The organism is Kovacikia sp. CALU 1929, assembly GCF_056784235.1.
Window position 1 is genome coordinate 26,268 of record NZ_JBXBCF010000062.1, and the last position, 25,571, is coordinate 51,838.

The 25,571-nt window shown below is 50.0% G+C and carries 21 protein-coding genes; 14 read left to right on the plus strand and 7 right to left on the minus strand.

Going from position 1 to position 25,571, the window contains the following annotated elements; genetic code table 11:
- Positions 1 to 24 precede the first annotated feature (24 nt).
- A complete protein-coding gene (locus tag AC1S52_RS10235; protein WP_482028897.1) occupies positions 25 to 1,062 on the minus strand; it encodes an NADP(H)-dependent aldo-keto reductase in 1,038 nt (345 codons plus the stop codon).
- A 1,036-nt stretch (positions 1,063 to 2,098) separates the two neighbouring features.
- On the opposite strand from AC1S52_RS10235, the gene AC1S52_RS10240 reads away from it, so the two are divergent.
- From AC1S52_RS10240 to AC1S52_RS10250, 3 genes are all read left to right on the plus strand, one after another.
- Positions 2,099 to 3,364: an HhoA/HhoB/HtrA family serine endopeptidase gene (locus tag AC1S52_RS10240; protein WP_482028898.1), complete on the plus strand. Its 1,266-nt coding sequence runs from the start codon at positions 2,099 to 2,101 to the stop codon at positions 3,362 to 3,364.
- A gap of 120 nt (positions 3,365 to 3,484) precedes the next feature.
- Positions 3,485 to 4,018: a peptide deformylase gene (def, locus tag AC1S52_RS10245; protein WP_482028899.1), complete on the plus strand. Its 534-nt coding sequence runs from the start codon at positions 3,485 to 3,487 to the stop codon at positions 4,016 to 4,018.
- Between the two features lie 301 nt (positions 4,019 to 4,319).
- Entirely contained in the window at positions 4,320 to 5,117 is a 798-nt protein-coding gene (locus tag AC1S52_RS10250; protein WP_482028900.1) for a hypothetical protein, read from the plus strand.
- 40 nt (positions 5,118 to 5,157) lie between these two features.
- Here the strand turns inward: AC1S52_RS10250 and AC1S52_RS10255 are convergent, their stop codons facing one another.
- Positions 5,158 to 5,382: a hypothetical protein gene (locus AC1S52_RS10255; RefSeq protein ID WP_482028901.1), complete on the minus strand. Its 225-nt coding sequence runs from the start codon at positions 5,380 to 5,382 to the stop codon at positions 5,158 to 5,160.
- Between the two features lie 321 nt (positions 5,383 to 5,703).
- Here AC1S52_RS10255 and AC1S52_RS10260 point away from each other — a divergent pair, with 321 nt between their 5' ends.
- From AC1S52_RS10260 to AC1S52_RS10290, 7 genes are all read left to right on the plus strand, one after another.
- On the plus strand, positions 5,704 to 7,134 hold the full coding sequence (locus AC1S52_RS10260; RefSeq protein ID WP_482028902.1) for an FAD-binding domain-containing protein: 1,431 nt from the start codon (positions 5,704 to 5,706) through the stop codon (positions 7,132 to 7,134).
- Between the two features lie 93 nt (positions 7,135 to 7,227).
- Positions 7,228 to 8,016 carry a 2-succinyl-6-hydroxy-2,4-cyclohexadiene-1-carboxylate synthase gene (gene menH / locus AC1S52_RS10265; RefSeq protein WP_482028903.1) on the plus strand — a complete coding sequence of 263 codons (789 nt, stop codon included), beginning with the start codon at positions 7,228 to 7,230 and terminating at the stop codon, positions 8,014 to 8,016.
- A gap of 67 nt (positions 8,017 to 8,083) precedes the next feature.
- Positions 8,084 to 8,779 carry a hypothetical protein gene (locus tag AC1S52_RS10270; RefSeq protein WP_482028904.1) on the plus strand — a complete coding sequence of 232 codons (696 nt, stop codon included), beginning with the start codon at positions 8,084 to 8,086 and terminating at the stop codon, positions 8,777 to 8,779.
- A 103-nt stretch (positions 8,780 to 8,882) separates the two neighbouring features.
- On the plus strand, positions 8,883 to 9,131 hold the full coding sequence (locus tag AC1S52_RS10275) for a hypothetical protein (RefSeq protein ID WP_482028905.1): 249 nt from the start codon (positions 8,883 to 8,885) through the stop codon (positions 9,129 to 9,131).
- A gap of 549 nt (positions 9,132 to 9,680) precedes the next feature.
- The gene (hemC, locus tag AC1S52_RS10280; RefSeq protein ID WP_482028906.1) at positions 9,681 to 10,661 is read left to right on the plus strand and encodes a hydroxymethylbilane synthase; all 981 of its coding nucleotides are present in this window, start codon (positions 9,681 to 9,683) and stop codon (positions 10,659 to 10,661) included.
- Positions 10,662 to 10,938: 277 nt separating this feature from the next.
- Positions 10,939 to 12,156 (plus strand): glycosyltransferase, encoded by a 1,218-nt coding sequence (locus AC1S52_RS10285; RefSeq protein WP_482028907.1) that lies wholly within the window; start codon positions 10,939 to 10,941, stop codon positions 12,154 to 12,156.
- Positions 12,157 to 12,774: 618 nt separating this feature from the next.
- The gene (locus AC1S52_RS10290) at positions 12,775 to 13,008 is read left to right on the plus strand and encodes a replication restart DNA helicase PriA (protein WP_482028908.1); all 234 of its coding nucleotides are present in this window, start codon (positions 12,775 to 12,777) and stop codon (positions 13,006 to 13,008) included.
- 43 nt (positions 13,009 to 13,051) lie between these two features.
- On the opposite strand, the gene rlmN is transcribed toward AC1S52_RS10290, so the two are convergent.
- From rlmN to AC1S52_RS10310, 4 genes are all read right to left on the minus strand, one after another.
- Complete coding sequence (gene rlmN / locus AC1S52_RS10295) at positions 13,052 to 14,185, minus strand: dual-specificity RNA methyltransferase RlmN (protein WP_482028909.1); 1,134 nt, start codon at positions 14,183 to 14,185, stop codon at positions 13,052 to 13,054.
- 137 nt (positions 14,186 to 14,322) lie between these two features.
- Positions 14,323 to 17,367: a leucine--tRNA ligase gene (leuS, locus tag AC1S52_RS10300; protein WP_482028910.1), complete on the minus strand. Its 3,045-nt coding sequence runs from the start codon at positions 17,365 to 17,367 to the stop codon at positions 14,323 to 14,325.
- Between the two features lie 394 nt (positions 17,368 to 17,761).
- A complete protein-coding gene (locus AC1S52_RS10305; RefSeq protein WP_482028911.1) occupies positions 17,762 to 17,902 on the minus strand; it encodes a hypothetical protein in 141 nt (46 codons plus the stop codon).
- 211 nt (positions 17,903 to 18,113) lie between these two features.
- Positions 18,114 to 18,425, minus strand: coding sequence for a hypothetical protein (locus AC1S52_RS10310; protein ID WP_482028912.1), 312 nt, complete (start codon positions 18,423 to 18,425; stop codon positions 18,114 to 18,116).
- Positions 18,426 to 18,755: 330 nt separating this feature from the next.
- Between AC1S52_RS10310 and AC1S52_RS10315 the strand changes: the two genes are divergently transcribed.
- Positions 18,756 to 20,534 carry a YncE family protein gene (locus tag AC1S52_RS10315; protein ID WP_482028913.1) on the plus strand — a complete coding sequence of 593 codons (1,779 nt, stop codon included), beginning with the start codon at positions 18,756 to 18,758 and terminating at the stop codon, positions 20,532 to 20,534.
- Between the two features lie 140 nt (positions 20,535 to 20,674).
- Here AC1S52_RS10315 and AC1S52_RS10320 read toward each other — a convergent pair whose 3' ends face one another.
- Positions 20,675 to 21,766, minus strand: a complete 1,092-nt coding sequence (locus AC1S52_RS10320) for a phosphotransacetylase family protein (RefSeq protein WP_482028914.1) — start codon at positions 21,764 to 21,766, stop codon at positions 20,675 to 20,677.
- A 357-nt stretch (positions 21,767 to 22,123) separates the two neighbouring features.
- On the opposite strand from AC1S52_RS10320, the gene AC1S52_RS10325 reads away from it, so the two are divergent.
- From AC1S52_RS10325 to AC1S52_RS10335, 3 genes are all read left to right on the plus strand, one after another.
- The gene (locus tag AC1S52_RS10325; protein WP_482028915.1) at positions 22,124 to 22,534 is read left to right on the plus strand and encodes a hypothetical protein; all 411 of its coding nucleotides are present in this window, start codon (positions 22,124 to 22,126) and stop codon (positions 22,532 to 22,534) included.
- 96 nt (positions 22,535 to 22,630) lie between these two features.
- Positions 22,631 to 25,303, plus strand: a complete 2,673-nt coding sequence (locus tag AC1S52_RS10330) for a tetratricopeptide repeat protein (RefSeq protein WP_482028972.1) — start codon at positions 22,631 to 22,633, stop codon at positions 25,301 to 25,303.
- A 10-nt stretch (positions 25,304 to 25,313) separates the two neighbouring features.
- Positions 25,314 to 25,445, plus strand: coding sequence for a hypothetical protein (locus AC1S52_RS10335; RefSeq protein ID WP_482028916.1), 132 nt, complete (start codon positions 25,314 to 25,316; stop codon positions 25,443 to 25,445).
- Positions 25,446 to 25,571 lie beyond the last annotated feature (126 nt).

The following is a 25,571-nucleotide window of genomic DNA, read 5'->3' on the forward strand; positions in this document are numbered from 1 at the left end:
TTCTCAACTCTCAATTCTCCCCCTTCACGGTGCCGGGTTGGGATAGCGACTGTGAACCGCATTGATTTCTGCCACAATTTCTGGGCTGAGGTTGATCTGAAGGCTGGCAAGATTTTCTTCAAGTTGGGCGAGGGTGGTTGCGCCAAGGATGGTGCTGGTGACAAACCATTGCTGGCGCACAAATGCCAGTGCCAGGGAAACAGGGCTAAGGTTATGCTGTTTGGCGATCGCCCCATAGGCATCAACCGCAACATCCACGTTGGGCTTGGAGTAGCGCTGCCCAAAACCAGGAAACAGGGTTAAGCGGGCATCGGCAGGCTTCTCTTGTGAATATTTGCCGGTCAGTGACCCGAACCCTAAAGGGCTATATGCCAACAGCCCCAAGTTTTCGTAGTAGCAGGTTTCTGCCAGAGCCGTTTCAAACACGCGGTTAATCAGGCTGTAAGCGTTCTGAATCGAAACCACTTTCGGCAGACCCAACTGGCGGGCAACCTGGCAAAATTGGGCGACACCCCAGGGGGTTTCGTTACTCAGTCCCAGGTAGCGAATTTTGCCTGCTTTGATCAGATCGGCAAACCCAGTGAGTTGTTCAGCAATGGGAACAGTGGCGCGGATTTGCTTCGGGTCAAACACGGTTTGTCCAAACAGAGGCACGTAGCGGTTGGGCCAGTGAATCTGGTACAGGTCAATGTAGTCCGTTTGCAGGCGTTTTAGGCTGTCGTTAACGGCTTGCTCGATATTCGGGCGATCGATGGCATTGGGACCATTCCGAATCCAGTCCAGGTGGCGGGAAGGTCCGGCAATTTTGGTCGCAATAATCAGGCGATCGCGCTGTTTTCGGACCAACCACTGACCAATGTATTCTTCCGTCAACCCCTGGGTCTCCTGACGGGCAGGCACCGGATACATCTCGGCGGCATCAATAAAATTGACCCCATGGAACAGGGCACAGTCTAACTGCTGATGCGCCTCCTCCAATGTATTTTGTTGTCCAAAAGTCATCGTCCCCAAACCAATTTCAGAAACCTGAAGCTCACTGTCACCCAGTTGTCGGTACTGCATCGTCACCCCAAGGAAAAATCACTTGATTTTATCGTAACTGGAGGAAACGAGTAGCGGGATGAGGTAGGGATGAAGGAGCAAGAGTTTTGAGTTGAGAGTTTTGACCTGATAAACTGCGGCGTAAGTTTGGCACCCCTGTTTCCGTCAGGGCGGAATTCAGAGTGCGAAATAGGTACGAGGGCACGGAGTTCTAGCTCCCTTCTCTCTGGTTCTTAAGATACAAGGGTTAGGGATGTAGCTTGCTTCCCGCAGGATGGGCAAATCCGCCCTTGACCCCGCAATACTGCCTCAAGGGCGGGTCGATTTAACCTGTGAATTGACCCAGCAATTCATTTAAAGAAGCATTCCTGCTTTTTAGTAATGCCAAAAAAAGAAAGAGGACAGACGGAGCCTTCTGTGTCGCCTTCAGAGAGAATACAGAAACCTGTTCCCGCTGAGTGACAACTGAGTGTGAGGAGCACCAAACTGGTGTCGGCTCGTCTGTCCTTACAGTTCATTCACCTGTGATTAAAAGGTATCAAGCCCGTTTGTCAATCCTGTGTTTCAAGGATGAACTTGAAATGACAGATTGACATGGTGGTAGGTGTCGGGTGTTTACTTCCTACCTGGCTCAATGCTTGGGTTCTGTCAGGCACGATTGAGCTAGTGTTAAAGAAATGATCAACAGTGGGAGCAAAAATTTGCTTTTCAACGTCATGGTTTATCAGGTAAGTCTATGACTGACCGTGATTTGTAGCAGCTAAATGGATCTCCTGAACCCCTTATCCCTGCCTACTTGAACATCTGGAATCTGAAACCTGGAACCTGACCCCCGGTCCGTAACTATTGATTTTCATCTCGGCGTAATTTGAGTGTTATCTAAAAGTCATACGTGCCATCTAACATCTTGAATCAGTAGGATAGTTGTATGGTTGATCCCAGCGTCACTTTGATTGTGTAGTTGCCCTTCAAGATACTGCAATACGGCTCATACAGCATCCACCCACCTTTTGACACAATCGTTCAAACCTAGCGGACAACTTAGATAGTGATGACAATGAATAATTCAATCAATAATTCAGACAAATCAGACAAATCTCGTCGGTTCTCCTGGAAGAAGCCAGCCATTTTGTTAATGTTGCCTTTGGTTGGGGCTGGGGCAGCGGTGGCAGGCGATCGCCTGCTCTCATCTGCCCCTTCACCTTCTCAACCAGCCATTGCTCAAGCCATTACTAGCGACGCGCCTTTGGTGGCACAGGCACCCAGTCAAGGCAGCGGGCTGCTTTCGGCAACGGATCCCAACTTTATTGTTAATGTCGTCGATCAGGTGGGTCCTGCGGTTGTGCGGATTGACTCCTCCCGGACAGTGCAAACACGGGTTCCTCCCATGTTGAATGACCCGTTTTTCCGGCAATTCTTTGGCTCTGATGTGCCTACGCCACCCTCAAGCCGCGTGCAGCAGGGCACTGGTTCAGGTTTTATCATCAAGTCTGATGGGCTGATTCTGACCAATGCCCATGTGGTCAGCGGTGCAGACACGGTGACTGTAAAGCTGAGGGATGGTCGAGAATTTCGGGGTAAAGTCCTGGGTAATGATACGCTCACTGATGTTGCTGTGATCAAAATTGAAGCAAACAATTTACCCACGGTTGCCGTTGGCAATTCGGATTCGCTCCGACCAGGTGAATGGGCGGTCGCGATTGGTAACCCCCTGGGGTTAGACAACACCGTGACCGTTGGCATTATCAGTGGAACGGGTCGTCGTAGTTCCCAAGTGGGAGTACCTGATAAGCGGGTTGGCTTTATCCAAACCGATGCGGCAATTAATCCTGGTAACTCCGGTGGTCCTTTATTGAACCAGCGTGGTCAGGTCATTGGCATGAACACCGCCATCATTGGAGGCGCTCAAGGCTTGGGCTTTGCAATTCCAATTAACACGGCTCAGAATATTGCCAATCAGTTGATTACCAAAGGAAAGGTAGATCATCCCTACCTGGGTATTCAGATGACAACCCTCACTCCTGAACTGAGGGATCAGGTGAACCGCTCGAAGGAAATCGATGTCAATGTTCAGGATGATGAGGGAGTCCTGATTGTACGGGTGATGCCGGATTCTCCTGCCGCTAGAGCCGGATTTAAAATTGGCGATGTCATCAAAAAAATCAATGGTCAGCTTGTGAAAACGGCTGACGAAGTGCAGCAGGCAGTCGATCGCGCCACCATTGGCGGCACCTTACAGGTGGAGTTAAATCGTAATGGGCAGTCGGTTGCGCTCTCAGCTCAGCCCGGACCCTTTCCAGCCAGGACGGCTCAGAATGAGTAGGGTTAGGTATTAGGTGTCAGGTGTTGGGGCAAAAGGCTCTGCCTTTTGCCATTACCCACAAACTCAAAACTTTTAACTCTCAACTCTTCACTCTGCTTCCTCTTTCCCTCCCACATTTCTATGGCTGAAGTTCTATCGGTAATTGAGTTGGGTAATCCGGTTTTGCGTCAGCGATCGCAGCCAGTCCTGGATATTCATCAAGCGTGTATTCAAAGATTGATTGAGGATCTCATGCTGACGGTGGGCAAGGCAAATGGGGTTGGGATTGCTGCGCCCCAGGTAGCTCAGTCCAGACGCATGTTTATTGTGGCATCTCGTCCTAACCCACGCTATCCGGATGCTCCCGAAATGGAGCCAACGGCAATGATTAACCCCCGTATCCTCGCCCATTCTGAGCAGATGGTAAAGGGATGGGAAGGCTGTCTCAGTATCCCTGGTATTCGAGGCTTGGTACCCAGGTACCAAGCGATCGAAGTTGAATATATCGGACGAGAGGGCAAACAGCATCAGCAGCAATTAACCGACTTCGTTGCCCGTATCTTCCAGCATGAACTCGACCATTTGAATGGGATTGTCTTTCTGGATCGGGTGGAAAACACTCAGGATTTGATGTCTGAAAAAGAATTTCAATCCCAGATAAGTAGCCGGGTGTAATTAGATTAAAGATAGTTTTGGGGGTGGAGGGGGTGGAACCCCGTGCCTGGGGGCGCAGCCCCCACTCCCCCTTTTTACAATTAATTTGAACCGCCTACTTAGGACAAACAAATGCCTAAATCTCGATTTTCGGGAGCGGCAAAGTCGTCTTGACTCCTCACTTTCCTGTCCTCCTCAAGTATTGTTAAACATTGTTCCTATCAATGCTGCACAAATAAGTGGGAACACTAGGATCTAGAACAGGTTTTGTAGCCACCAGCGGCTTTTCCTTTCTTTTGTCCCACTGAGGTGGATGTTCCCTATGTCTATTCAAAAAATCCCCCTCGAAAGTGTTCAGAAAATTCGCCAACACATTAGGACGGTGTTGGCTTTGCCAAAGTCTGAGAACCATCCCCGGTTGTGGTCTTCCTACGATGAGGTGGATGAACTGCCAGAACCAGACTCCCTCAGCGACCTGGGAGAATTATTTAACTTTGGTGGAATCGTTGAAGAAGCAACCTACGCTCCTAATGTCAGGGGTCAGTGGTTTATCAGTTCAGCCAATCCGGGAGATGCGCTGATGAAGTTACCCGGACTGCATCTGAAGCCAGACATGCGATTGGTTTGCTATCTGTATCGCACACCCAATGATGGAACTGGAATGACCTGGGCTGTGCCAGAGATGCTGAGTACTACAGCTCAATTAGAAAAAGCCCTCATCACCAGCGGAGATCGCACCCAACCTCCCCATCCTGAAGGAGCATTACCCGATGTAATGGATGCCATTGCGGGCGATCGCTCCCCTGCTACCTATGTCGTAGCTTCCATTTTGCGCCGGGAATTACGAGAACTGGGGGCACTGGGCAAATCCTGTAACTGGACTCACCATCGCCTGATTAATACCCTCCCAACCCAGGTAAGTTGGCAGTGGAAGGTTGATGAGCCAAAAGATTTTTCACCCAAAGTGCGACTCTTTCCCGATGGAAAGACCGCGATTGAGTTTTTTAGCTGCCGGATTGTTGCGCCAGTTGCCATCTTTCAGCACATTGACCAGTATCCCGTCGGTCAATACAAAGCGGCATGTTTAGATAGACCTGTGGCGATCGCCCAAAAGGCTTGAAAATGGCAGCCATAGAAGCGAGTAGCAGGTAACTGGTTTTTTAAGGGCTTTTTCCAGATCTCTCTTGTTCCAGTGCCCGTTCGGTGCGATCGTAGGGCTTGTTTTTAGGTGTCCATATTTTGAACGATGCCATCATCACCTGGTTGATAGTCGTGCGAGTTTTGTAACTGGCACCACTCAGGGGTTGAGGCAAAAACTTGTCACCAAATCCGATAAATACCAGAATCAATATGAGCCAGACCGGAATCCAGGATTTGTGGAACATTGTATTAACAGGTGCTTGCCTGTAAAGCTCTTTAAGCAAAGCATGCCCACAAAGTGGGGCTATTGAATCACTGAAATGGGCTGTCTGTTCTTAAAACATTGTTTGCTAATGAACGAGTGGTCTGTCAAGAATTTAGTTTGTAGGCTTAAAACCCTAAAATAATCATCCCTTTTCTATTCCAGGCTCACAAACACACAGTTGACAAACCACTAATAGTCTGGAATGCAGATTTTGAAGGGTTTGCAACCTTTCAAAACCCCGCAAATTGGTTTTTCTGGGTTTAGATTACCGGGCAAAGTTCCTTTGGTGAACCACTAACATATGTCTGATTTAATTTTGTTCTGGCATCGTCGAGATTTGCGGATTGCGGATAATTTAGGGCTGGCGGCGGCTCGCCAGTGTTCTGCCAGAATCGTTGGAGTCTTTTGTCTGGATCCCAACATCCTGGAACGAGATGATATTGCACCTGCCAGAGTGACCTACCTGATAGGTTGCCTGCAAAAATTGCAAAAGCGATATGTTGAAGCCGGTAGCCAGTTATTAATCTTGAAGGCGAATCCCCGGGAAGGGATTCCTCGACTGGCAACTGCTCTCCATGCTTCAGCAGTCTATTTCAACAAAGATGTGGAGCCGTATTCCCGCGATCGCGATCGCACGGTCGCTGCCGCCCTGCGGGAACAAGGAATCGAGGTTTATCATTTCTGGGATCAACTCTTGCACGCTCCGCAGGACATCAAAACAGGGTCAGGTCAACCCTATACGGTCTACACTCCCTTCTGGCGCAACTGGAGCCGTAAGCCCAAAGAAGCTCCTCATGAAACGCTTGCAGGGGTGCAGGGATTGACCGAGCAGGAGCAAAAGTCAGCGCAGAAGGCGGGTGTAATTGAGTTGCCCTCGGCGAAAGATTTAGGTTTTGTTTGGGATGGTGATCTGCTGGTCGAGCCAGGAGAGGAAGTCGCCCAGGGAATACTGGAGGACTTTTGCGATCGCGCCATTACGGAATACGCCGAGCAGCGAAACTTTCCAGCCAATCCTGGTACTTCTCGACTGAGTGCCCCGCTTAAGTTTGGTGCAATCGGTATCCGCACTGTCTGGGCAGCGACCCAGACGGCTCTGGAAAATACCCGCAGCGACGAAGCCAGAAACGGAATTCAAACCTGGCAGCAAGAACTGGCATGGCGGGAGTTTTACCAGCATGTTCTGTATTTTTTCCCAGAACTGGCAGATGGTCCTTATCGGGAAGCCCTGAAAGAGTTTCCCTGGGATGACAATGAGGAATACTTTCAAGCCTGGTGTGAAGGCAGAACGGGCTACCCGATCGTCGATGCCGCCATGCGCCAGATGAACGAAATTGGTTGGATGCACAACCGCTGCCGCATGATTGTTGCCAGCTTTCTGACCAAAGATTTGTTGATCAACTGGCAGCGGGGCGAAAAGTACTTTCTCCAAAAGCTAATTGACGGTGATCTGGCAGCAAACAACGGCGGTTGGCAGTGGAGTGCATCCAGCGGTATGGATCCCAAACCTCTACGGATTTTTAACCCGGCAAGTCAGGCAAAAAAATTTGACCCCGATGCAGAGTACATCCGCAAATGGCTTCCAGAACTGGCAAGTGTGGATACGGAAGCCCTGGTGACTGGCAACATACCTCCAGAAGAACGCGATCGCTGTGGCTATCCCATGCCGATCGTAGACCACAAGCAACAGCAGCAAGAGTTTAAAGAACGGTATCAGCAGCAGAAAGAGCGTTAAGGGGTGAGGGGGATGAGGGAATAGATCATTCTTCCACCCTCCACTCCTCCACCCTTCCACTCCTCTCCTCCTCCACCCTTCTACTCCTCCCCCATGCCCTACCATTTCCATTCATCTATCCAGGGAGCTACTAATTTACCTGTAGTGCTGTTTTTACATGGCTTTTTGGGGAGTAGCAGAGATTTTGAGCGGGTGATGGCTCAATTATCAGACCAGTTTTGTTGTGTCGCAGTGGATTTGCCGGGGCATGGTCACACACAGGTGGAGGGAGGGGAAGATCTCTATAGGATGTCTGACACCGCTAGAGCATTAGTCGGTTGGTTAGATGAACACGGGATTCCTCTGTGCTGGCTGGCTGGTTACTCAATGGGGGGACGATTAGCGCTATATCTGGCAATCCACTTTGCTGATCGGTTTCCCAAAGTAATTTTGGAGTCGGCTTCCCCTGGGCTGAAAACAGAACAGGAACGGCAGCAGCGATTGCAGCGCGATCGCCTTCTGGCTGACCAACTGGAAGCAGATTTTCCCGCTTTTTTAAACCAGTGGTATGGGCAACCGCTATTTCAGTCCTTACAGCAGCATGTAGAGTTCGAGTCAATCCGGGAGCAGCGATCGCACAACCGACCTGGTGAACTGGCAAAGTCTCTCCGTAGCCTCAGTGCAGGCAACCAACCTTCTATGTGGGAACTGCTGGCACATCACCGACAGCCATTGCTGCTGCTAGTGGGTGAGCGCGATCGCAAATTTTGCACAATTAACCAGGAAATAGCTGACTGTTGCCCAACGGCTCGATTAGAAGTTGTCCCAGATTGCGGTCATGCGGTTCATCTGGAATGCCCAACTGTTTACACCAAATATGTCCGCGCCTTTTTGGGTAAGTGAACGGAACTTTTCCCCCAAATCATCACTCTAATTAACCATTACCCCCCGTATTGCTTGGTAATCAACCATGTTAAATCTTGATCGCTGGCAGGCTGGTCCTGCCCTGGTTGTTGCATTTGGAATCGTATCCAGTGCGATCTCGCCCTTCATGACTCCGGCATCCGTTTCAGCTACCCCCACTCCCTACACCGTGGCTCAACTGTTTCCCCCATCAGGGCAGTATCCCTCAGGTCAATATCCCTCCACGGTACAAACCATTCCCGCTGGCACTCGCATCCCCGTCCGCTATGACGAGGCTGACAAAATCGTAGTTGCCCCCGATGAAACCGCTCCCATCACCTTAAGGGTGGCAAGTAACATCCGTAACACCGCAGGTGCCATGTTGGTGCCTGCGGGTAGCGAAATTCGGGGCAACATGGTGCCATCCGGCTATGGTTCCCGCTTTGTTTCCGAAACCCTAATTTTGCCAGATGGCACCTCATACCCAATTAGCGCTGATTCCAGGGAAGTGACCCGGATTGAAGAGGTAAGCGAAAACAACGGTACGGCGATCGCCACTGGGGCTGCCGTAGGAGCTGGTGCCGCGACGATTCTGTCTGGTATTACAGGCAGCCGCCGCATTACCTTCGGCAAGGTTTTAGCGGGTGCGGGTGCGGGTGCCCTGGGTGGGCTGCTCCTGGGCAAACGGCGCAAAGAAGTAGTGGTCGTTCACCCAACAACGGACCTGACACTAACCCTGAACTCTGGACTGGTGCTGCGTTAAAGCATTAGAAAACCACAAAAACCTCAATTCCGTCGTGGTGCTTGACTAGTTCGCCATCCTCAAAAACTTTTATGCTATGAGTGAGCGAATTATCAGAAATCCCATGGCAAAACATACCCAGGCACATCTGTCCCGCACTATTGAGAAGAGTAAACCCAGTGACTCCAAAGACATGACCAAACGCCAGATGGAGTATTACATGGGCGCAAAGTTGCTTGAGATTGGAGTAGACCCAAAATCCGCGATTTACCGCTGGTCAATGGAAACAAAAGGAAACAACGAAGTTTGGACCTATAGCGCTTACTGGGGCGACTCTAAAGAGAGTTTGCTGCAACAAGAGCAGGGATCCTGAGTGAGTCGCTTGGGGACAATTAAAGCTATCCCAAAAACCTCAGTGGTTAAAGCCCAGTGCTAAGTCCAGGACGTTTGCGGATAGGCTTTTTCGGATAGGCTCTTACAACGCTCTTGATGAAGACACGATAAAGCAATGTGAATTTGCGGTAAGCCATCCTGAAGCAGTCTGAACTTAGAGAAGAGTGGAGTGGTAGATGCACCCTGATCTAAATCCCCGGCTCAGGCTGGGGATTTTTTTTATTCTGGTTAGTCCAGTTCATCCCATACCACAGCAGTTATTCAGTCATAAGGTTTAGGACAAATAGCAAACGTAAAAACCCACACGGTTCCTTCTCCCATGACACCGTTTGGCTGGTGTTAGCAAAGCCTGGACATCTGACACCTGCAATACACCGATTTCTGCCAACTTGCCCCATAGAGTTGTTTAAACTCCTCAGCAGTCCTTAATTAACTGTAATATTGAATTCGCGCACCCTGGTGCAGATAGGGCTACACACTGCGGTAATGTGAAAGGAGTGACTTAAAACCCGTTTCCATTCCTGAATTTATGACACTGTCTGCATCGCCGACTGTTTCTAGCTCCAGCCGCACCATTCGCATCGGTTCCCGTAAAAGCCAACTGGCGTTGGTTCAGACTTACTGGGTTCAGGAGAATTTGCAGAAGGCATTTCCCGATCGCACCTTTGAAGTGCAAACCATGAGTACCCACGGCGATAAAATCCTGGATGTTGCCCTGGCGAAGATTGGCGATAAGGGTCTCTTTACTAAAGAACTGGAAGTGGGAATGCTGAATGGCGACATTGACTTTGCCGTTCATTCCCTTAAAGATTTGCCAACCCGATTGCCCGAAGGTCTGGTGTTGGGTTGTGTGACTGAACGGGAAAACCCAGCAGATGCTCTGGTTGTCCACGAAAGTCATAAAGACAAGCAACTAGATACCCTGCCAGAGGGAGCCGTTATTGGCACCTCTTCCCTCCGCAGACTGGCACAACTGCGTCATCACTATCCCCACCTCAGCTTTAAGGACGTGCGTGGTAATCTGAATACCCGTCTCGGAAAGTTAGATGCAGGCGAGTATGATGCGCTAATTCTGGCAGTGGCGGGTTTACAACGTCTGGAAATGGCAGATCGAATTCATCAGGTGATTCCGGCGGAGGTTTCCCTCCATGCCGTGGGGCAGGGCGCACTGGGAATTGAGTGTCGTGCTGGTGACACTGAGGTGTTGGAGTTGCTGAAGGCATTGGAACACCTACCGACTGCCTATCGTTGCTATGCCGAAAGGGCTTTCCTTCGAGAACTGGAAGGGGGCTGTCAGGTGCCGATTGGTGTCAACACCACACTGGATGGGGACACCCTTACCCTGGTAGGTATTGTTGTCAGTTTAGATGGGCAAAGGCTGGTTAAAGATAGTGTGACAGGACCCGCTACTGATGCGGAAAGGCTAGGAACTGAACTGGCTCAAACTCTGCGTCAGCAAGGAGCACAGGAAATTCTGGATGAAATCCTGGCAACGGTTCAGAGAAGCTAGGCTTGAATGGACTGAACCGAGTTTTCAATCCCCGGAATCTCAGAGGTTCCGGGGATTTTGTTCATGGTGTTTAAGACAACCTTTCAGCACTTTGCTATAGGCTTCACGGTTCCATGAAGCATTGGACAGGGTGAGGGAATCTCTAAATAAGAGAGCGGATTTAAGCCAGAATACCTTGTAGGATTTCCACCGGGATAGCCCTTTTTGGGGCTGCATGTCACCTGTGAGGAATTTCTGGTGAATACTACCAACGTCCCCCTTACTCCCCGCGATCGCCATGCATGTTGCCTATCTGGTGAACCAGTATCCCAAGGTCAGCCACAGTTTTATCCGTCGAGAAATTCTTGCAGTGGAAGCCTCTGGCGTTTCGGTGAGCCGGTTCTCTATTCGATCGCTGGATGCAGAACTGGTAGATGGAGCAGACCGACAGGAGTTTGAGAAAACTCGTTTTGTCTTGGCAGGTGGAGCCACCAAGCTACTGTTTAGTTTGGTGCAAGTAGCGTTGACCAGACCCGCACAGTTTTTCAACGCTACGCGGCTGGCATTCAAAGTGGGTTGGAAGTCAGAGCGGGGAATGGTGATTCACCTGGCATATTTGGCGGAAGCCTGCGTCCTGCTGAAATGGTTTTCCGATGCAAGGGTTAATCACGTTCACGCTCACTTTGGCACCAATTCCACGACTGTGGCGATGCTATGCCATGCCCTGGGGGGTCCACCCTATAGCTTCACGGTACACGGTCCCGAAGAGTTTGATAAGCCAACCGCGATCGCCCTGACCGAGAAAATAAACCGGGCTGCTTTTGTTGTATCCGTCTGCGCCTTTGGTAAAAGCCAGCTTTTTCGCTGGTGTGACTATAAGCAGTGGTCCAAGATTCATGTAATTCATTGCGGTGTGGATCATGCTTTTCTGGCTCAGCCTGCTATCCCGATTCCCCCACAGCCTCGGTTTGTTTGTGTTGCCCGTCTGAGTGAGCAGAAGGGGCATTTGATGCTGATTGAGGCAGTCAGCCAGCTTGCCAGTGAGGGAAATCAATTCAAACTGATTCTGGTCGGGGATGGTCCCCTGCGGGGGCAGATTGAAGGCATGGTTTCCCAACTTGGTTTGCAAAATCATGTTGAAATTACCGGTTGGGCAACCAATGCCGAAGTTCAGCAACAATTGATCCAGGCTCAGGTGATGGTACTACCCAGCTTTGCAGAGGGTTTGCCAGTCGGAATCATGGAATCGCTGGCACTCTGCCGCCCGGTCATCAGCACCTACATTGCCGGAATTCCAGAACTGGTAGAACCCGGTCAGTGTGGTTGGTTAGTGCCTTCTGGTTCCACGCAAGCTCTGGCAACCGCGATGCGAATGGCTCTGCAAACTCCTCTAGAAGAACTGGAGCGAATGGGCAAGCATGGCTCTGAGCTGGTTACCAAACATCACAATGTCGTCATTGAGGCACAGAAGCTAGTCAAACTGTTTCAAACCTATTCTGAAAGGGAGCAGGACTAACTCATTGTTTTCACTACCCCTTCAGATCCGCTTCACAAAGTAGGCTAGTGGTAAGTCGATCAATGATTGACGGGTAACCAAAATCCAGGTTATTGGTTGGGGTTAAATTTTGCGGGTCTTCGACCCGTCAAAATTTTCCTGACGGAACACTAGTAGTCTAGGGCATAAGTAATGCTGCCTTTGTGAAAGGCTGGCAAGAGGTTTAAGCCCCTTGCTAAAGCTATTCAGACTTACGCCATCTTGTACTAGATGGCTCAGTCAAGGGAAAAGAATTCTTCAGCAAGGGAGCTAAAGAGCCAACAGCTAAAAGTTAACAAGGTTTTAAGACTTGTAAAGTCGATTTGTAACTTCTGACACACCGTTGCTCAAAAGCATTTAGACTTTTGAAAGTACTTAAAAATAGGTAGAACCTAAAATCAGTTGATCCCTATCAAGAATTCATAAAAAGCAACCGCTTTCTGTCGAAAGGTTTATTGCCAACCCGCATAAATACCGACATAATAGTAATCTCATCCTGGTCGAGCAATCCGCTTCACAAGTGTGTTTTCTTAGTCAATTTTGATACTTTTCGTTACTTGTTAATTTCGATTTACGTAGTTTCAAATGTAAAGTTTTCCCATGAGTACTCTTCAAAATTTGGTTAATACACAAGTGTTTAACAATCATTCTGTTAATGACATTACTGTAATCAACATTTGCTGCCCCAATTGCGGTAGCTGTGCCGAACGTCATCACCTCAATACAGAGCAACTGATTAGAACTCAGTGTCCCGCTTGCGACTATTTGATGATTACCTGCGCTCAGACTGCCAGGGTGATAGAGGCTTATGCTCCAGGCATTTTTGCGCGGTAGCGATCGCCCTTTCCCAGCCAATTTCCCTTTCGTCCAGAAGCGTCTATTTCATTTCTGAGGCACGCAGTTGTCCACAGGCAGCATCGGCTTGCAGTCCGCGAGAGCGCCGGACACTCACTGTAATGCGATGGGCTTTGAGGGCGTCCACAAACGCTTGAATCCGGTGACTATCGGGACATTTGTAGGCTACTTCCTTGATTGGGTTATAAGGGATCAAATTGACGTGGCTCTGGAAGCCGCGCAGATGCCCCGCCAGTTCGATCGCGTGTTCGGGACAGTCATTTAGCCCCGCCAACAGGATGTATTCAAAGCTGACTCGCCGACCTGTGATCCGCACGTAATCCCGGCACTCCTCTAGCAAAGCTTCCAGGGGATAATGATGGGCACTGGGGATCAATTGCTCCCGAATTGCTTGATTGGAAGCATGTAAACTCACTGCCAGCGTTGCTTGCAGGTTGTGGTCTGCCAAGCGGCGGATATGTCCAGGAATACCCACGGTTGAAATTGTGATCAGGCGTTGCCCAATGCCAACATCCTGGTTCAGACAGCGAACCGCCGCCAGCACATGCTCTGTATTCAGCAACGGTTCCCCCATTCCCATAAACACAATATTGCTGACCCGTTGCTGAAAGTCTTCCTGAACGGTCAACACCTGATCCACAATTTCATGGGTTTCCAAATTACGCAGAAATCCCCCCTTGCCCGTGGCACAAAAATCACACGCCATTGGACAACCAACCTGGGAGGAGACACAAACGGTAAGGCGGCTAAGGGAGTTTTGAGTTTTGAAGTCTGAATTTTGAGGGGTTCCCTGTCGCCTATTTGCCCTTGTCTGTCCCCGAAATGTTGGAATTCCGACGGTTTCGACGATGTTGCCATCGGCAAGGCGGAGCAGAAATTTGACGGTGCCATCGGGGGCGGGGGAGCGATGGTGCAGGGTTGATCGCCCTATGGCAATGGCTTCTAGCTCCGATCGCCACTGTTTTGGGAAGACGGAGATTTCGGAAAGCGATCGCACGCCTTTCTGGTAAATCCAATCATGCAGTTGTTGACCCCGGTAAGCTGGCTGCCCCTGCTGCTGCACCCACTCAGATAACGCTGCCAGGGACCGACCAAGTAAAGGAGTTATAGGGGGCTGGGGTGTTTCCGCCGGGGTTGGTTGGGTGAGTAGTGTCATTGATGGTTTGTGCGTCAGGCAATGGGCAGCTTCGTGGTCAAGATCCCCGGTGTTTTGTTGAGTTTAGTTTAATGCGGGATCGTTATCCCAGACACCGGGGATCTGGGAGTTGGGTACATAGATCGCGTCCTTAGTTCTTAGCCCACTACAAAGTTGACTAATTTACCGGGAACGACGATCGCCTTCTTAATCGTTTTCCCTTCAATGTACTTCTGGGCAATGTCCGATTCCCGGGCAAACTGTTCCAACTCCTCTTTGCTCAGTTGGGCGGAAGCCTGAAGCGCTCCCCGCGTTTTGCCGTTGATCTGGATGACGAGGGTAATTTCATCCGCCACCAGAGCAGCCGGATCGACTGTTAACCAGGACTGACGATGGATGGAGTCGGTATGTCCTAATCCTAACCAAAGTTCTTCTGCAATGTGGGGAGCAAAGGGAGCCAGCAAAATGAGCAGTGCCTTAATTCCCTCTGCGTAAACAGGAGAATCTTTGCAGGCAGCATCGGTCAGCGCATTGCTCAACTTCATCAATTCGGAAACAGCTGTGTTGAACTGGTACTCGCCTTCCAGGTCTTCAGTCACCGCCTGAATCGCCGTATGGATTGCCCGCCGCAGGTTTTTCTCAGTTCTAGTAAGATCTTGTGAGCCAAGTAAAGAACTAATTAATTGAACGAGGTTATTAGCTATAGGCTCACTTGCCAGAATTTGAGGATGTATCTGGTTGATCCTGGCAAGGAAATCATCATTTCCTAATTGATCTCCGAAAACTATAGGCGGAAGTTCAGCTAGTTGATCAAATTTTCGTAACCATTGAGCCTCAGTCACAAATGGAAGCGCAATAATCGCTCTAGCAGATCTGAAATGTTGAACTTGATCGTATTCCTCGGTCCAGACATTAATTTGTTCCTGAAGGGATAGGTTAGCTTGCTGTAACCATTGATCAATCCTGCCAGAAGTTAAATCATCTATTGAGACAAATTTTTGCTCAATACTAATAATCCCTAATTCCGCATCTGCAATTAAAATATCAAATTGCCTTTGAAGAAGTTGAGTTGTCTCTGGTTGAGGTATGTAGGGGGAGGTGTAGTCACTACGACAAACATGATTCCTGCCGACAAAAGCACTGTGAATCGTATTCCAAACAACAAATTCTGTGACCAGCCGCCAGACCCGGTTGAGAAAGCGAAATTGTCCTTCCACATCCGCTTCGTCCCACTCCAGATCCTTTTCGGGGGGCGCTTTGAACAGAATGAACATCCGGGCAGTATCGGCACCGTATTTGTTCACCACATCTCCCGGTGCCACCCCGTTGTACTTGGATTTGGACATTTTTTCATAGACTACTTCCAGTGCATCACCTGTCTCTGGATCGATGGGATGGGCGAAGTCTGTGATGTTCATGGGCACGACGTATTTCCCAGTTTTGGGATTTTTATACGTTCTGCCCTGTACCATGCCCTGGGTCAGCAAGCGCTGAAAGGGTTCATCAAAGTTAAGCAAGCCGCGATCGCGCAGTACCTTGGTAAAAAAGCGGGAGTAGAGCAGGTGCAAAATAGCGTGTTCAATCCCACCCACGTATTGATCTACGGGCATCCAATCATTCGTTTTTTGGGGATCAAATGCCTGTTGCTCATTGCTGGCATCGGGGTAGCGCAAAAAGTACCAGGAGGAATCGATAAACGTATCCATTGTGTCGGTTTCCCGTTTGGCAGGCCTACCACAGGTGGGGCAGGGGACGTTAATCCAGTTGTCCAATTTGGCTAAGGGGGACGGTCCTCTGCCGGAAAACTCCACTTCCTCCGGTAACCGCACAGGCAAATCCTGATCAGGTACCGGAACCGCACCACATTGGGGGCAATGGATGATGGGAATGGGTGCGCCCCAGTAACGCTGGCGGGAAATTAACCAGTCGCGCAGCCGGTAATTTGCCATGCCCTTGCCTTTGCCATGCTGCTCCAGCCAGGCAACAGCGGCTTCTACACTTTGTCCCTTTTCCTTACCAGCAGGCACCCCATTCAAGGGACCTGAATTGACCATGACCCCATCTCCCGCATGGGCGGCAGTCATGGTTTCAGTGGCGATCGCCTGATCGGGTGGCTGCACCACGACCTTGATCGGTAAATTAAAGGTTTGGGCAAACTCAAAGTCACGCTGGTCATGGGCAGGCACCGCCATAATCGCCCCTGTGCCGTAGTCCATCAACACATAGTCGGCAATCCAGATGGGGATCTTTTCATCATTCACCGGATTGATCGCATAACTGCCGGTCCAAACACCCGTTTTTTCCCGTCCTTCGGCGGTGCGATCGATGTCGCTCTTGCTGGCGGCTTCTGCCTGATATTGCTGAATGAGCTTTGCCTGCTTTTTGGTCGTCAATTTCTCCACCAGGGGATGTTCTGGCGACAGCACCATGAAGGTCGCACCCCACAGGGTATCGGGACGGGTGGTAAAAACCACAATTTCATCGCCCGCTTCTGTTTTAAAGCTGACCTGCGCCCCGGTGGATTTGCCAATCCAGTTTGCCTGCATCAACCGTACTTTTTCGGGCCAGCCCGTGAGCTTGTCCAGGTCGTTCAACAACTGCTCAGCATAGTCGGTAATCTTTAAGAACCACTGGCGCAACTGTTTGCGTTCCACCTTCGCACCCGATCGCCAGGATTTTCCTTCACTGTCTACCTGCTCATTTGCCAGCACCGTCTGGTCAATCGGATCCCAGTTGACGGTCGCTTCCTTCTGGTAAGCCAACCCCGCCTGGAAAAACTGCAAGAAAATCCACTGCGTCCACTGATAATAATTCGGTGAACAGGTGGTCACTTGCCGCTCCCAATCAAAGGAGATCCCCAACTGATCTAACTGCTGCCGCATTTGGTCTATGTTCTGGTACGTCCAGGTGGCAGGCGGAATACCCCGTTCAATGGCGGCATTTTCGGCAGGCAAGCCAAAGGCATCCCAGCCCATGGGGTTGAGTACTCGATAACCCTGCATCCGGCGAACCCGTGCAATCACATCCACAATGGTATAGACGCGGACATGCCCCATGTGCAGGTTGCCCGATGGATAGGGAAACATGGACAGCGCGTAAAACTTGGGCTGCATGGCATCTTCTACCGTCTGATGCAGACCCTGCTCAGCCCAGGTCTTTTGCCACTTTTCCTCAATCTCAGCGGGGTTATAACGGGATTCCACGAGCGAACTCCTGCAAACAGCTTGTCTAACTCATTCTAATTGCCTTATTCATTCTAAAAGGTAGACCGCGATCGCTAGACCGCAATGTGATAGGCAGTCATTGCAAGCCTGCCATCTGAGCTGCCAATTTGATCCAATCGACATTTCCACGTCTAGAGCGATCGTCTACTATAGCGATCCTATGTGGATTGTGAGAAAGAATTCCACAGGAATCCTTTCTCACAAAGTTCCTACTCTCACAACTGATTTAGGACTGCTATAGAGCGATAGGAGCGGAAGCAAACGGCAGATTTTGCTTTAAAGACCTTGCTTTAAACTATTAAGGAGCATGGAAACCATGCTCCTCGCTACTATAGAAAATTGTTAGCAAATCACAGTCTCGATTCTTGGCGAACTAGCCGATCGCGTAGGCAGAACTGAGTGCCCACAGAATCAGGATGGCAATACTACCCAAGACTAAAACAGCGGAAACCGCGATCGCCTTGGGGCTATCCGCTCCATCGAATTTCATGATTCCCCGATTCAAATCTGACACGGTTTTTCCTCCAATTTCACACTCGTTAATCGCCAGTCGTAAAAGAAGTCAGGGTGTATTCTGGATTACTTTGCCCTCAGGCGTTTGACCCGCCTTAATTCTAGCCACATCAAGGGAAAAATCTGGCTAACTTTAAGTTTTCTGAAGGGTTGAAAGCGTATTTTGAGTTGAGTGTTTTCGGCTAAGCGTGGTGATCTACTCATGGTTTTCCCTAAGCGGCTCCGTGTCCGTCTGAGAAGTGCCCCTCTAAACGCTCAAGGATGCGCCGGTTTTCAATCTGCAACCCTTTCACCTCTGACTGCATCTCTCGAATCAGCGCCCTATCCTCATCCGCCTGGTTCACTACCCCGCTAAACCATTCCACAGTTTCAGAAGCCTGATCTCGAAGCTCCTGTCTTTGCTGCTCAATTGCTGCCCTCAAACCAGCAATCTTAGCACTATTAGCTGAAATAGCTTTTGTATTGCTCTTTGCAATTTGAGTTGTTTGCAGCAGCAATGAACGAATCTCATCTAACTCACTCATGCGATCGCCCTTACTTAGCCTTCTGCTTTGATTCTGCTTTCTGCTTGAGCCATTCCTGAATTAGCTTTACAGTCTTTTCAGATTGTCCTTGCTGTTCCACACGTTACTGGATCTGCTCGATGAGAAGTACGAACTCCTACGCTCCGTGAGAATGGCTGTCTGTTTGATTAAAACTTTCCCTCTCGTAGAATTATGATATTTTTAGAACAAATGCTCTATAGAAACGTTTAAGAGGCATTGGTTGGGGGGGATTGGTTTCCCCAACTTTTCTTTATCAGTTCTGTTAACTTCGGTTATCCTGGCTCCAGTGTTGCGTGTATTGGTCGCTACATGACACAGTCTAATCTCGTCCAGCTTGCTCAGTCAGGGGATGCGAACGCGATCGCTGCCCTGATGAATTCTGCTTTACAGGCAATTGGTGTGACGGCAAGGGTGGTCTTGCGCGATGGGGATCTCCATATCCTACTGGAGTCAGAACAAATTCTGGCTGAGCATTCCTGTGCCGAGTTTATTCAGCGGGGAATTACCCGGCTGGGGATGGCGTGGATTTCATCGGCAATTATTTATAGTCGGGTGACCGGGCAGCAGGCGCCCGTCTGGGTGCAGAGAATTGACCTGGCAGATGATGACGGTATTGCAAATCCTTTTGTGCTGGCACCGGAAGTGCAGCTTGAGGCGGATGGAGGTTACCTGGTTCGGTTGCCAACCTCCCAACCCAGACGGGTGCGGCTGTTTGATTTATTGATGCTGAGTTTTCCCCTGTTGGTGGTTCTGACCAGCATTCAGATCTGGAGCCGGTATCTATCCAGCAGTTCGCAAAGTATTTTCTCCACCCCTTCTTCGGGGTTGAATGCAGAAAAATCTGCTCCATCCAAGGTGAGTGAACCGGAGAAGCCTGACCCCTATCGTTTAGCAATTAATCAGGCGACCAGTGCCGTGAAGTTGGGGGAAACGGCTAAAACTCGGCAGGAGTGGCGCAAGGCAATTGATGAGTGGCAGCAGGCGATCGCCCATCTGGAGAGCGTCCCCAAAACTCACTCGAACTATGCCCTTGCTCAACAGAAGATCACAACCTATCAGCAAAACCTGGCGTTGATCGCCAAAGATAAACTGAGTCTATCGGGCATGGATTTGAAAAAGGTGATTTCCGGTGGGGTTTCACCCAAGTCGGTGGTGTTTTCGGGCGATGACCTGTTCTTTGCCCAGAACATGATGTATAGCCACACGATTACGGTCTATGACCGCGAGTTTCGCCTGGTTAAAACGATTTCCGATAATGTGAAGCTGGCTAACTTTGGCTACCCGCAGTACAAAGGTTCTCAGAAAGGTGCTCCCGTAGAAGCTGCCTTTTCCCACGGCGGAGAGGTTGCCTGGGTGTCAAACTACGAAATGTATGGAGCCGGATTCCGCTCCGGTGCCGATGATGACTGTAGCCCTTCCACCAACAACGATCCCAGTTTTCTCTATCGGATTGGTACGGGTAAGCTGGCGATCGACCATGTGGTGCAGGTCGGCTCAGTGCCCAAGTTTGTGGCGACGACACCCAACAATCGCTATGTGCTGGTCAGCAACTGGTGCAGTTGGGATCTAAGTGTGGTGGATACTCAGAAAAATAAGGAAGTCCGCCGGATTCAGCTTGGTCCCTACCCACGGGGGATTGCGGTTGATCCCAAGTCGGAGAAGGCATACGTTGCCGTCATGGGTTCCTACGATATTGCAGTGGTCAACCTGAAAACCTTTGCCGTTAACTGGCTCCAGGGCATCGGACGTTCTCCGCGTCACATCAATATTGATCCCGATGGCAAGTATCTTTATGCCACGTTGAATGGGGAGGGGCAGGTTGCCAAGATTGACCTTGCCACCCGTAAGGTGGTCAGTAAAGTTTCCACCGGAAATGCTCCCCGTAGCATGGCAATTTCAGCCAACGGGCAGTTTATTTACGTGGTGAACTACAACTCGGATACGGTGAGCAAAGTCCGTACCCAGGATATGAAGCTGGTGCAGACAGTCAAGGTAAACCCGGCTCCGATCGGGATTACCTATGATGCCAAGACCAGCCAGGTTTGGGTTGCCTGCTACTCTGGCAGCATTCTGGTATTTCAGGATTAGGAACAGGGGAGGGGAGAAAAGTTGAGAGTTGGGGGATGGGTAAGTCATTCGTCATTCGTCATCTGTAAATGACCAGTGACCAGTGACCAATGACTAACCACTAACACCCCCCTCACCCCACCTTTCGGGAACGCCAAAGGCTAAGATGCCGTCATCGCAGGTTCCATGCCCAAACCTTTTAACAGCCGCTCCATGTCAAAGTGCTCTGCCATCGTCTGGTAGATGTATTGCACTTTGACTGGTTCGTGGACACGCACCTGCCCGAAGGCGCGATCGATGATTTCAACGGTGGTCAGGGTATCCAGATCAACGGAGAGAATGGGGATTTCTAAATCTTCGGCGCGGCTGAGAACGGCGGCAGAAGGGGGCATGTGCCCGGTCAAAATCAGGCATTGGGTGGACGTTTCCAGGGCGGCAAGCTGAATGTCAGCCCGATCGCCCCCGGTCACAACTGCCATGTTTCGCCCTTTGCGGAAGTATTTCAGGGCTGAGTTGACGTTCATTGCCCCAATGGAAAGGCTTTCAACCATCAAATCCAGGCGATCGGGGCGGCAGAGAATTTCGGCGTTCAGTTGGGCAACTAAGTCAGCCACGCTGACACTGCGTAACAGGGCACTGCTGGGTAACAACCCCAGAATCGAAATACCGTGCTTTTCCAGGTAGGGTTGAACTGTTGTTTTGACTTCCTCCATCCGCTCTTCAGGAATGTCGTTGATCACAACGCCCAAGAGGCGATCGCCCAACCGACGCTTGGCAGAAATCAACGACCCGACAATCAACAGGGAGTGAAACCGGGCAACCAGCAACACGCGGGCATCCAACCCTTGAGCAACCTGTCCCAGAGACAGGTCAAACAGGGTGCCTTCTTCCAGGTTCTCTGGACCTTCCAGCAGCGTCAGATCGGGTCCCTGCATCTGATGATATTGGTGCAATGCCTGAATGTAGTCGGTGGAGTCCTCTCCCCGAATCCGCTTTTGAATAGTGGCTTCATCTAGCGCCAGAATGGTTGGCTGCAATCGGTTTTCTGGTAGGTCTAAAATTTGGGCAACGAACTGGGTGTCCTTATCCGCTTCTTTGCCCTCTGGACCCCCCCATACGGTTCCTAAGGGCTTGCCGTAGGCAATATCTAACCCCCGTTGTTTCAAGTGATGGGCGATCCCCAAAACCGTTGCCGACTTACCACAGTAAGCTTCAGTCGATCCAACCAACAAATACTTTGCGGACTTAGGCACGCCTTCACTCCCGAATTTTGACCTTTGGATTATGACTTTTTAGTTAGAGCCACGACTTATGGATAACCTCATTTTGATAACCCCATTCTAAGGTTATCCAGTTCCTCGAAAAATTCCTATTATTCTACGCTAGTGGGGTGGGAAATGAGGGTGAGGGGGAAAGAGGAGAGGGGAGTTGCCAGTTGTTAATTGTTGGTTGTTGGTTGTTAGAGAAGGGCGTTCGCTTTTGGCGTTCCCGCAGGGTGGGGTGAGGGGTGAGGGGTGAGGGTGGGATTTTCTACAGGTATTGTGAAAATTTACACTCAACCAGAGATTCTTCCGTTAGAAAAGAGACAGTTCTAGTCCGGAGTTGCCTCTATGACTGATCCTATTTCGTTGACATTGGCAGGCATTGCTACCCTAGTTTTGACAAAACTGTTTGAAAAAACGGGTGAAAAGCTAGGTGAAAAAGCAGTTGAGGAAGGGGGAAAACTGCTGTCGCTGTTGAAACGGAAAGATCCAGCAACGGTGACTGCGATTGAGCGAGTGGCACAACAGGCTGACCAGGCTGAACCCACCTCTGTCGATCTAGGTGTGGCAGAAATCGTCAACAAAGTAGAACAACTATCCCAAACCGATGCAGAGGTGCAAGCTGCGGTGGTAGCGGTGGCTGAAGCGGCGAAGTCAGAGCCTGCGACGGTGCAAAACATGACCAAACTGGCTGAAAAAATTGGGATTTTGATTCAGGGAGGCTACAACCCGATCACCATTGAGAAGCTTGAGGTTTGACTCCAGTCGCCCGGAGGGGAACGGGCAAAGTTAAGCACCCCACAATTTCAGATTCCCTACCATCGAAATCCGCACTTCACCGGGCGGGAACAACTCCTGCAAGATCTGCACGATGCCCTGATGGGAACTGGTAAAGCCGCCTTAAATCAGGTAGCAGCGATCGCTGGATTGGGTGGAATTGGTAAAACTCAAACTGCCGTGGAGTATGCCTACCGTTACCATCCGACTGTTTATGAGTGGGTGTTTTGGGTTAGGGCAGAAACGGAATTGGAGGTAGTGACCGATCTGGCGAAGATGGCTCGATCGTTTGATCTGGGTACGGAACAGGACAAAATTGATCAGTTAGCAACCCGATCACTGAGATGGCTGGAAACCCATGATCGCTGGTTGCTGATTTTTGATAACGCGAATGAACCAAAAATTGTCGAACCCTGGATGCCCCGCAAGTCCTCCGGTCGCATCCTCCTGACTTCACGGGCACAGCGGTTTACCCGTTTGGGAATTAAAGCACCGATGACCGTTGATGCGCTTCCACTGGCAGAATCCATTGATTTTCTCTGTGATCGCACCCATCGTCCTGACCCGAATCAAACCGAATTAGCGGCAGCAACCGCACTGGCGAAGGAGTTGGATGGCTTGCCGCTGGCATTAGAGCAAGCAGGTGCTTACATCGATCAAACAGGCGTGTCCTTTACAGCGTATTGGAAGTACTACCAGCAGCAGCGGTTGGACTTGCTAGATAAAGGACAGCCCGAAACAGGGCATTACCCCGCATCCGTCGCAAAGACCTGGTTGTTGTGCTTTGCAGCAGTGCCGCAGAGATCGCCTGCCTCGGTGCCCATTTTGCAATTAAGCGCTGTACTGGCAGCAGATAACATTCCCGAATGGCTCTTGCTGGAGTGTGCAGCGGAATTTGGGCTGATGGACTGTACGGATGAGCTAGCACTGGGCGAACAGTTAGCAGCCCTGACGGATTTTTCCCTGATTCAACGGGAGCGGCAGCCAGCCAGCTATAGCATTCACCGTCTGGTGCAGGCAGTCATCTGGCAGCAATTGACCCCAACCGAACGACAGGACTGGATGCTGAGGGCGGTTGCCGGACTAAATGCGGTATTTCCCGATGTGACGAAAATTGAAAATTGGGCAGTGTGCAAGCAATTAGCACCCCATGTGCAGGCGATCGCATCGAGATTGGAAGCAGTTACGCTGAAAACTCCCGAATGGGCTTTTTTACTGAACCAAACAGGGTATTACCTGAATGAGCAGGGGCATTATTGGGACGCAGAACCACTTTATCAACAGTCACTAATAGTTTCAGAGCAGCTATTCGGGAAAAACGATTTGAGTGTGGCAACTAGGCTCAACAATCTAGCAGTCACCTACCAAGCCCAAGGATGCTACCCAGAGGCAGAAATGCTCTATCAAAGTGCCTTAGTGATTAGAGAGCAACTATTGGGAGAAAACCACTTTGATGTCGCTATCAGTTTCAACAATTTGGCAAACCTTTACCAATCACAGGGACGTTACGAGGAAGCAGAACCACTTTATCTACGAGCACTGACTATTTCAGAAAAGCGGTTGGGACAAAATCATCCTGATCTTGCTACCAGTCTCAATAATTTGGCAAACCTCTACTCTGACCTGGGACGCTATAAGGAGGCAGAACCACTTTATCTACGAGCACTGACTATTTCAGAAAAGCGGTTGGGACAAAATCATCCTGATCTTGCTACCAGTCTCAATAATTTGGCGAACCTCTACTCTGACCTGGGACGCTATAGGGAAGCAGAACCACTTTATCTACGAGCACTGGCTATTTCAGAACATTTGTTGGGACAAAATCATCCTGATCTTGCTACCAGTCTCAATAATTTGGCAAACCTCTACTCTGACCTGGGATGCTATAAGGAGGCAGAACCACTTTATCTACGGGCGTTAGTAATTACGGAACAGCTATTCGGCGAAAATCACCCAACCGTGGCCAAAAGTCTCAATAATTTAGCAACACTCTATTCAAATTGGGGATACTACGTAAAGGCAGAACCGCTTTATCTCCAAGCACTGACAATTTTTGAACAGCTATTCGGCGAAAATCATGCTGCTGTCGCTACCAGTCTTAATAATCTGGCAGAACTCTATAGAACATTAGGACACTACGGGAAAGCAGAACCACTTTATGTACGGGCACTAACAATTAGTAGGCAACAGTTTGGACTGCTCCATTGCAATTTAACAACCAAACTTAACAATTTGGGAGCACTTTACAAAGCCCAGAAACGCTACAACGATGCAGAATCGCTCTATCAAGAGGCTTTAGTCATTGAGGAACAACTATTGGGAGAAAACCATCCTAGTGTAGCTACCAGTCTCAATAACCTGGCAGAGCTTTACTTCTCTCAAGGGAACTATAGCGAGGCAGAACCGCTCTATCTACGAGCACTGGAAATCACAGAGCAAGTATTGGGAAAAATCCATCCCGATGTCGCTAATAGACTGAACAACTTGGCAGCGATTTACTCCTCTCAAGGAAACTACAAAAAAGCAGAACCACTCTATCTCCGGGCATTAGAAATTTTGTTTGACTGTTTAGGGAAAGACCATCCCAATACCCAAACGGGCTGGGAAAATTTCCGCATCTTTATTGAAGCCGTGGCTCAGGCGGGGCAAACGGAGCAGTTATCGGATCATCCGATGACGCAGGAGGTGTTAAGGGAGATAAGAGAGGGAGGTAGCTCAACTGAGAGCCTATATTCTCCAACATCGAGATGACCTGGATGCAATGGAAGCATTTTTTGCCCGTCGCAGTCCCGATGCTGAAGCAGCCTGGTTTCATCCACCCCAAACTACAAAGGAATGGCATCAGCAAATGGAAACCTTGCGACCCATTCTAGAACGCAGCGAACAACCGTAATTGACGGAGGTAGCGAATTGTTGTTGCTGATAGCAGCGGGGCAAACGGGGGAGCGATCGCAGCATCCGGTGACGCAAGACCTGTTGCGGCAGATAGGGTAGGGGAATGGGTGCAGGGTGTGGGGTT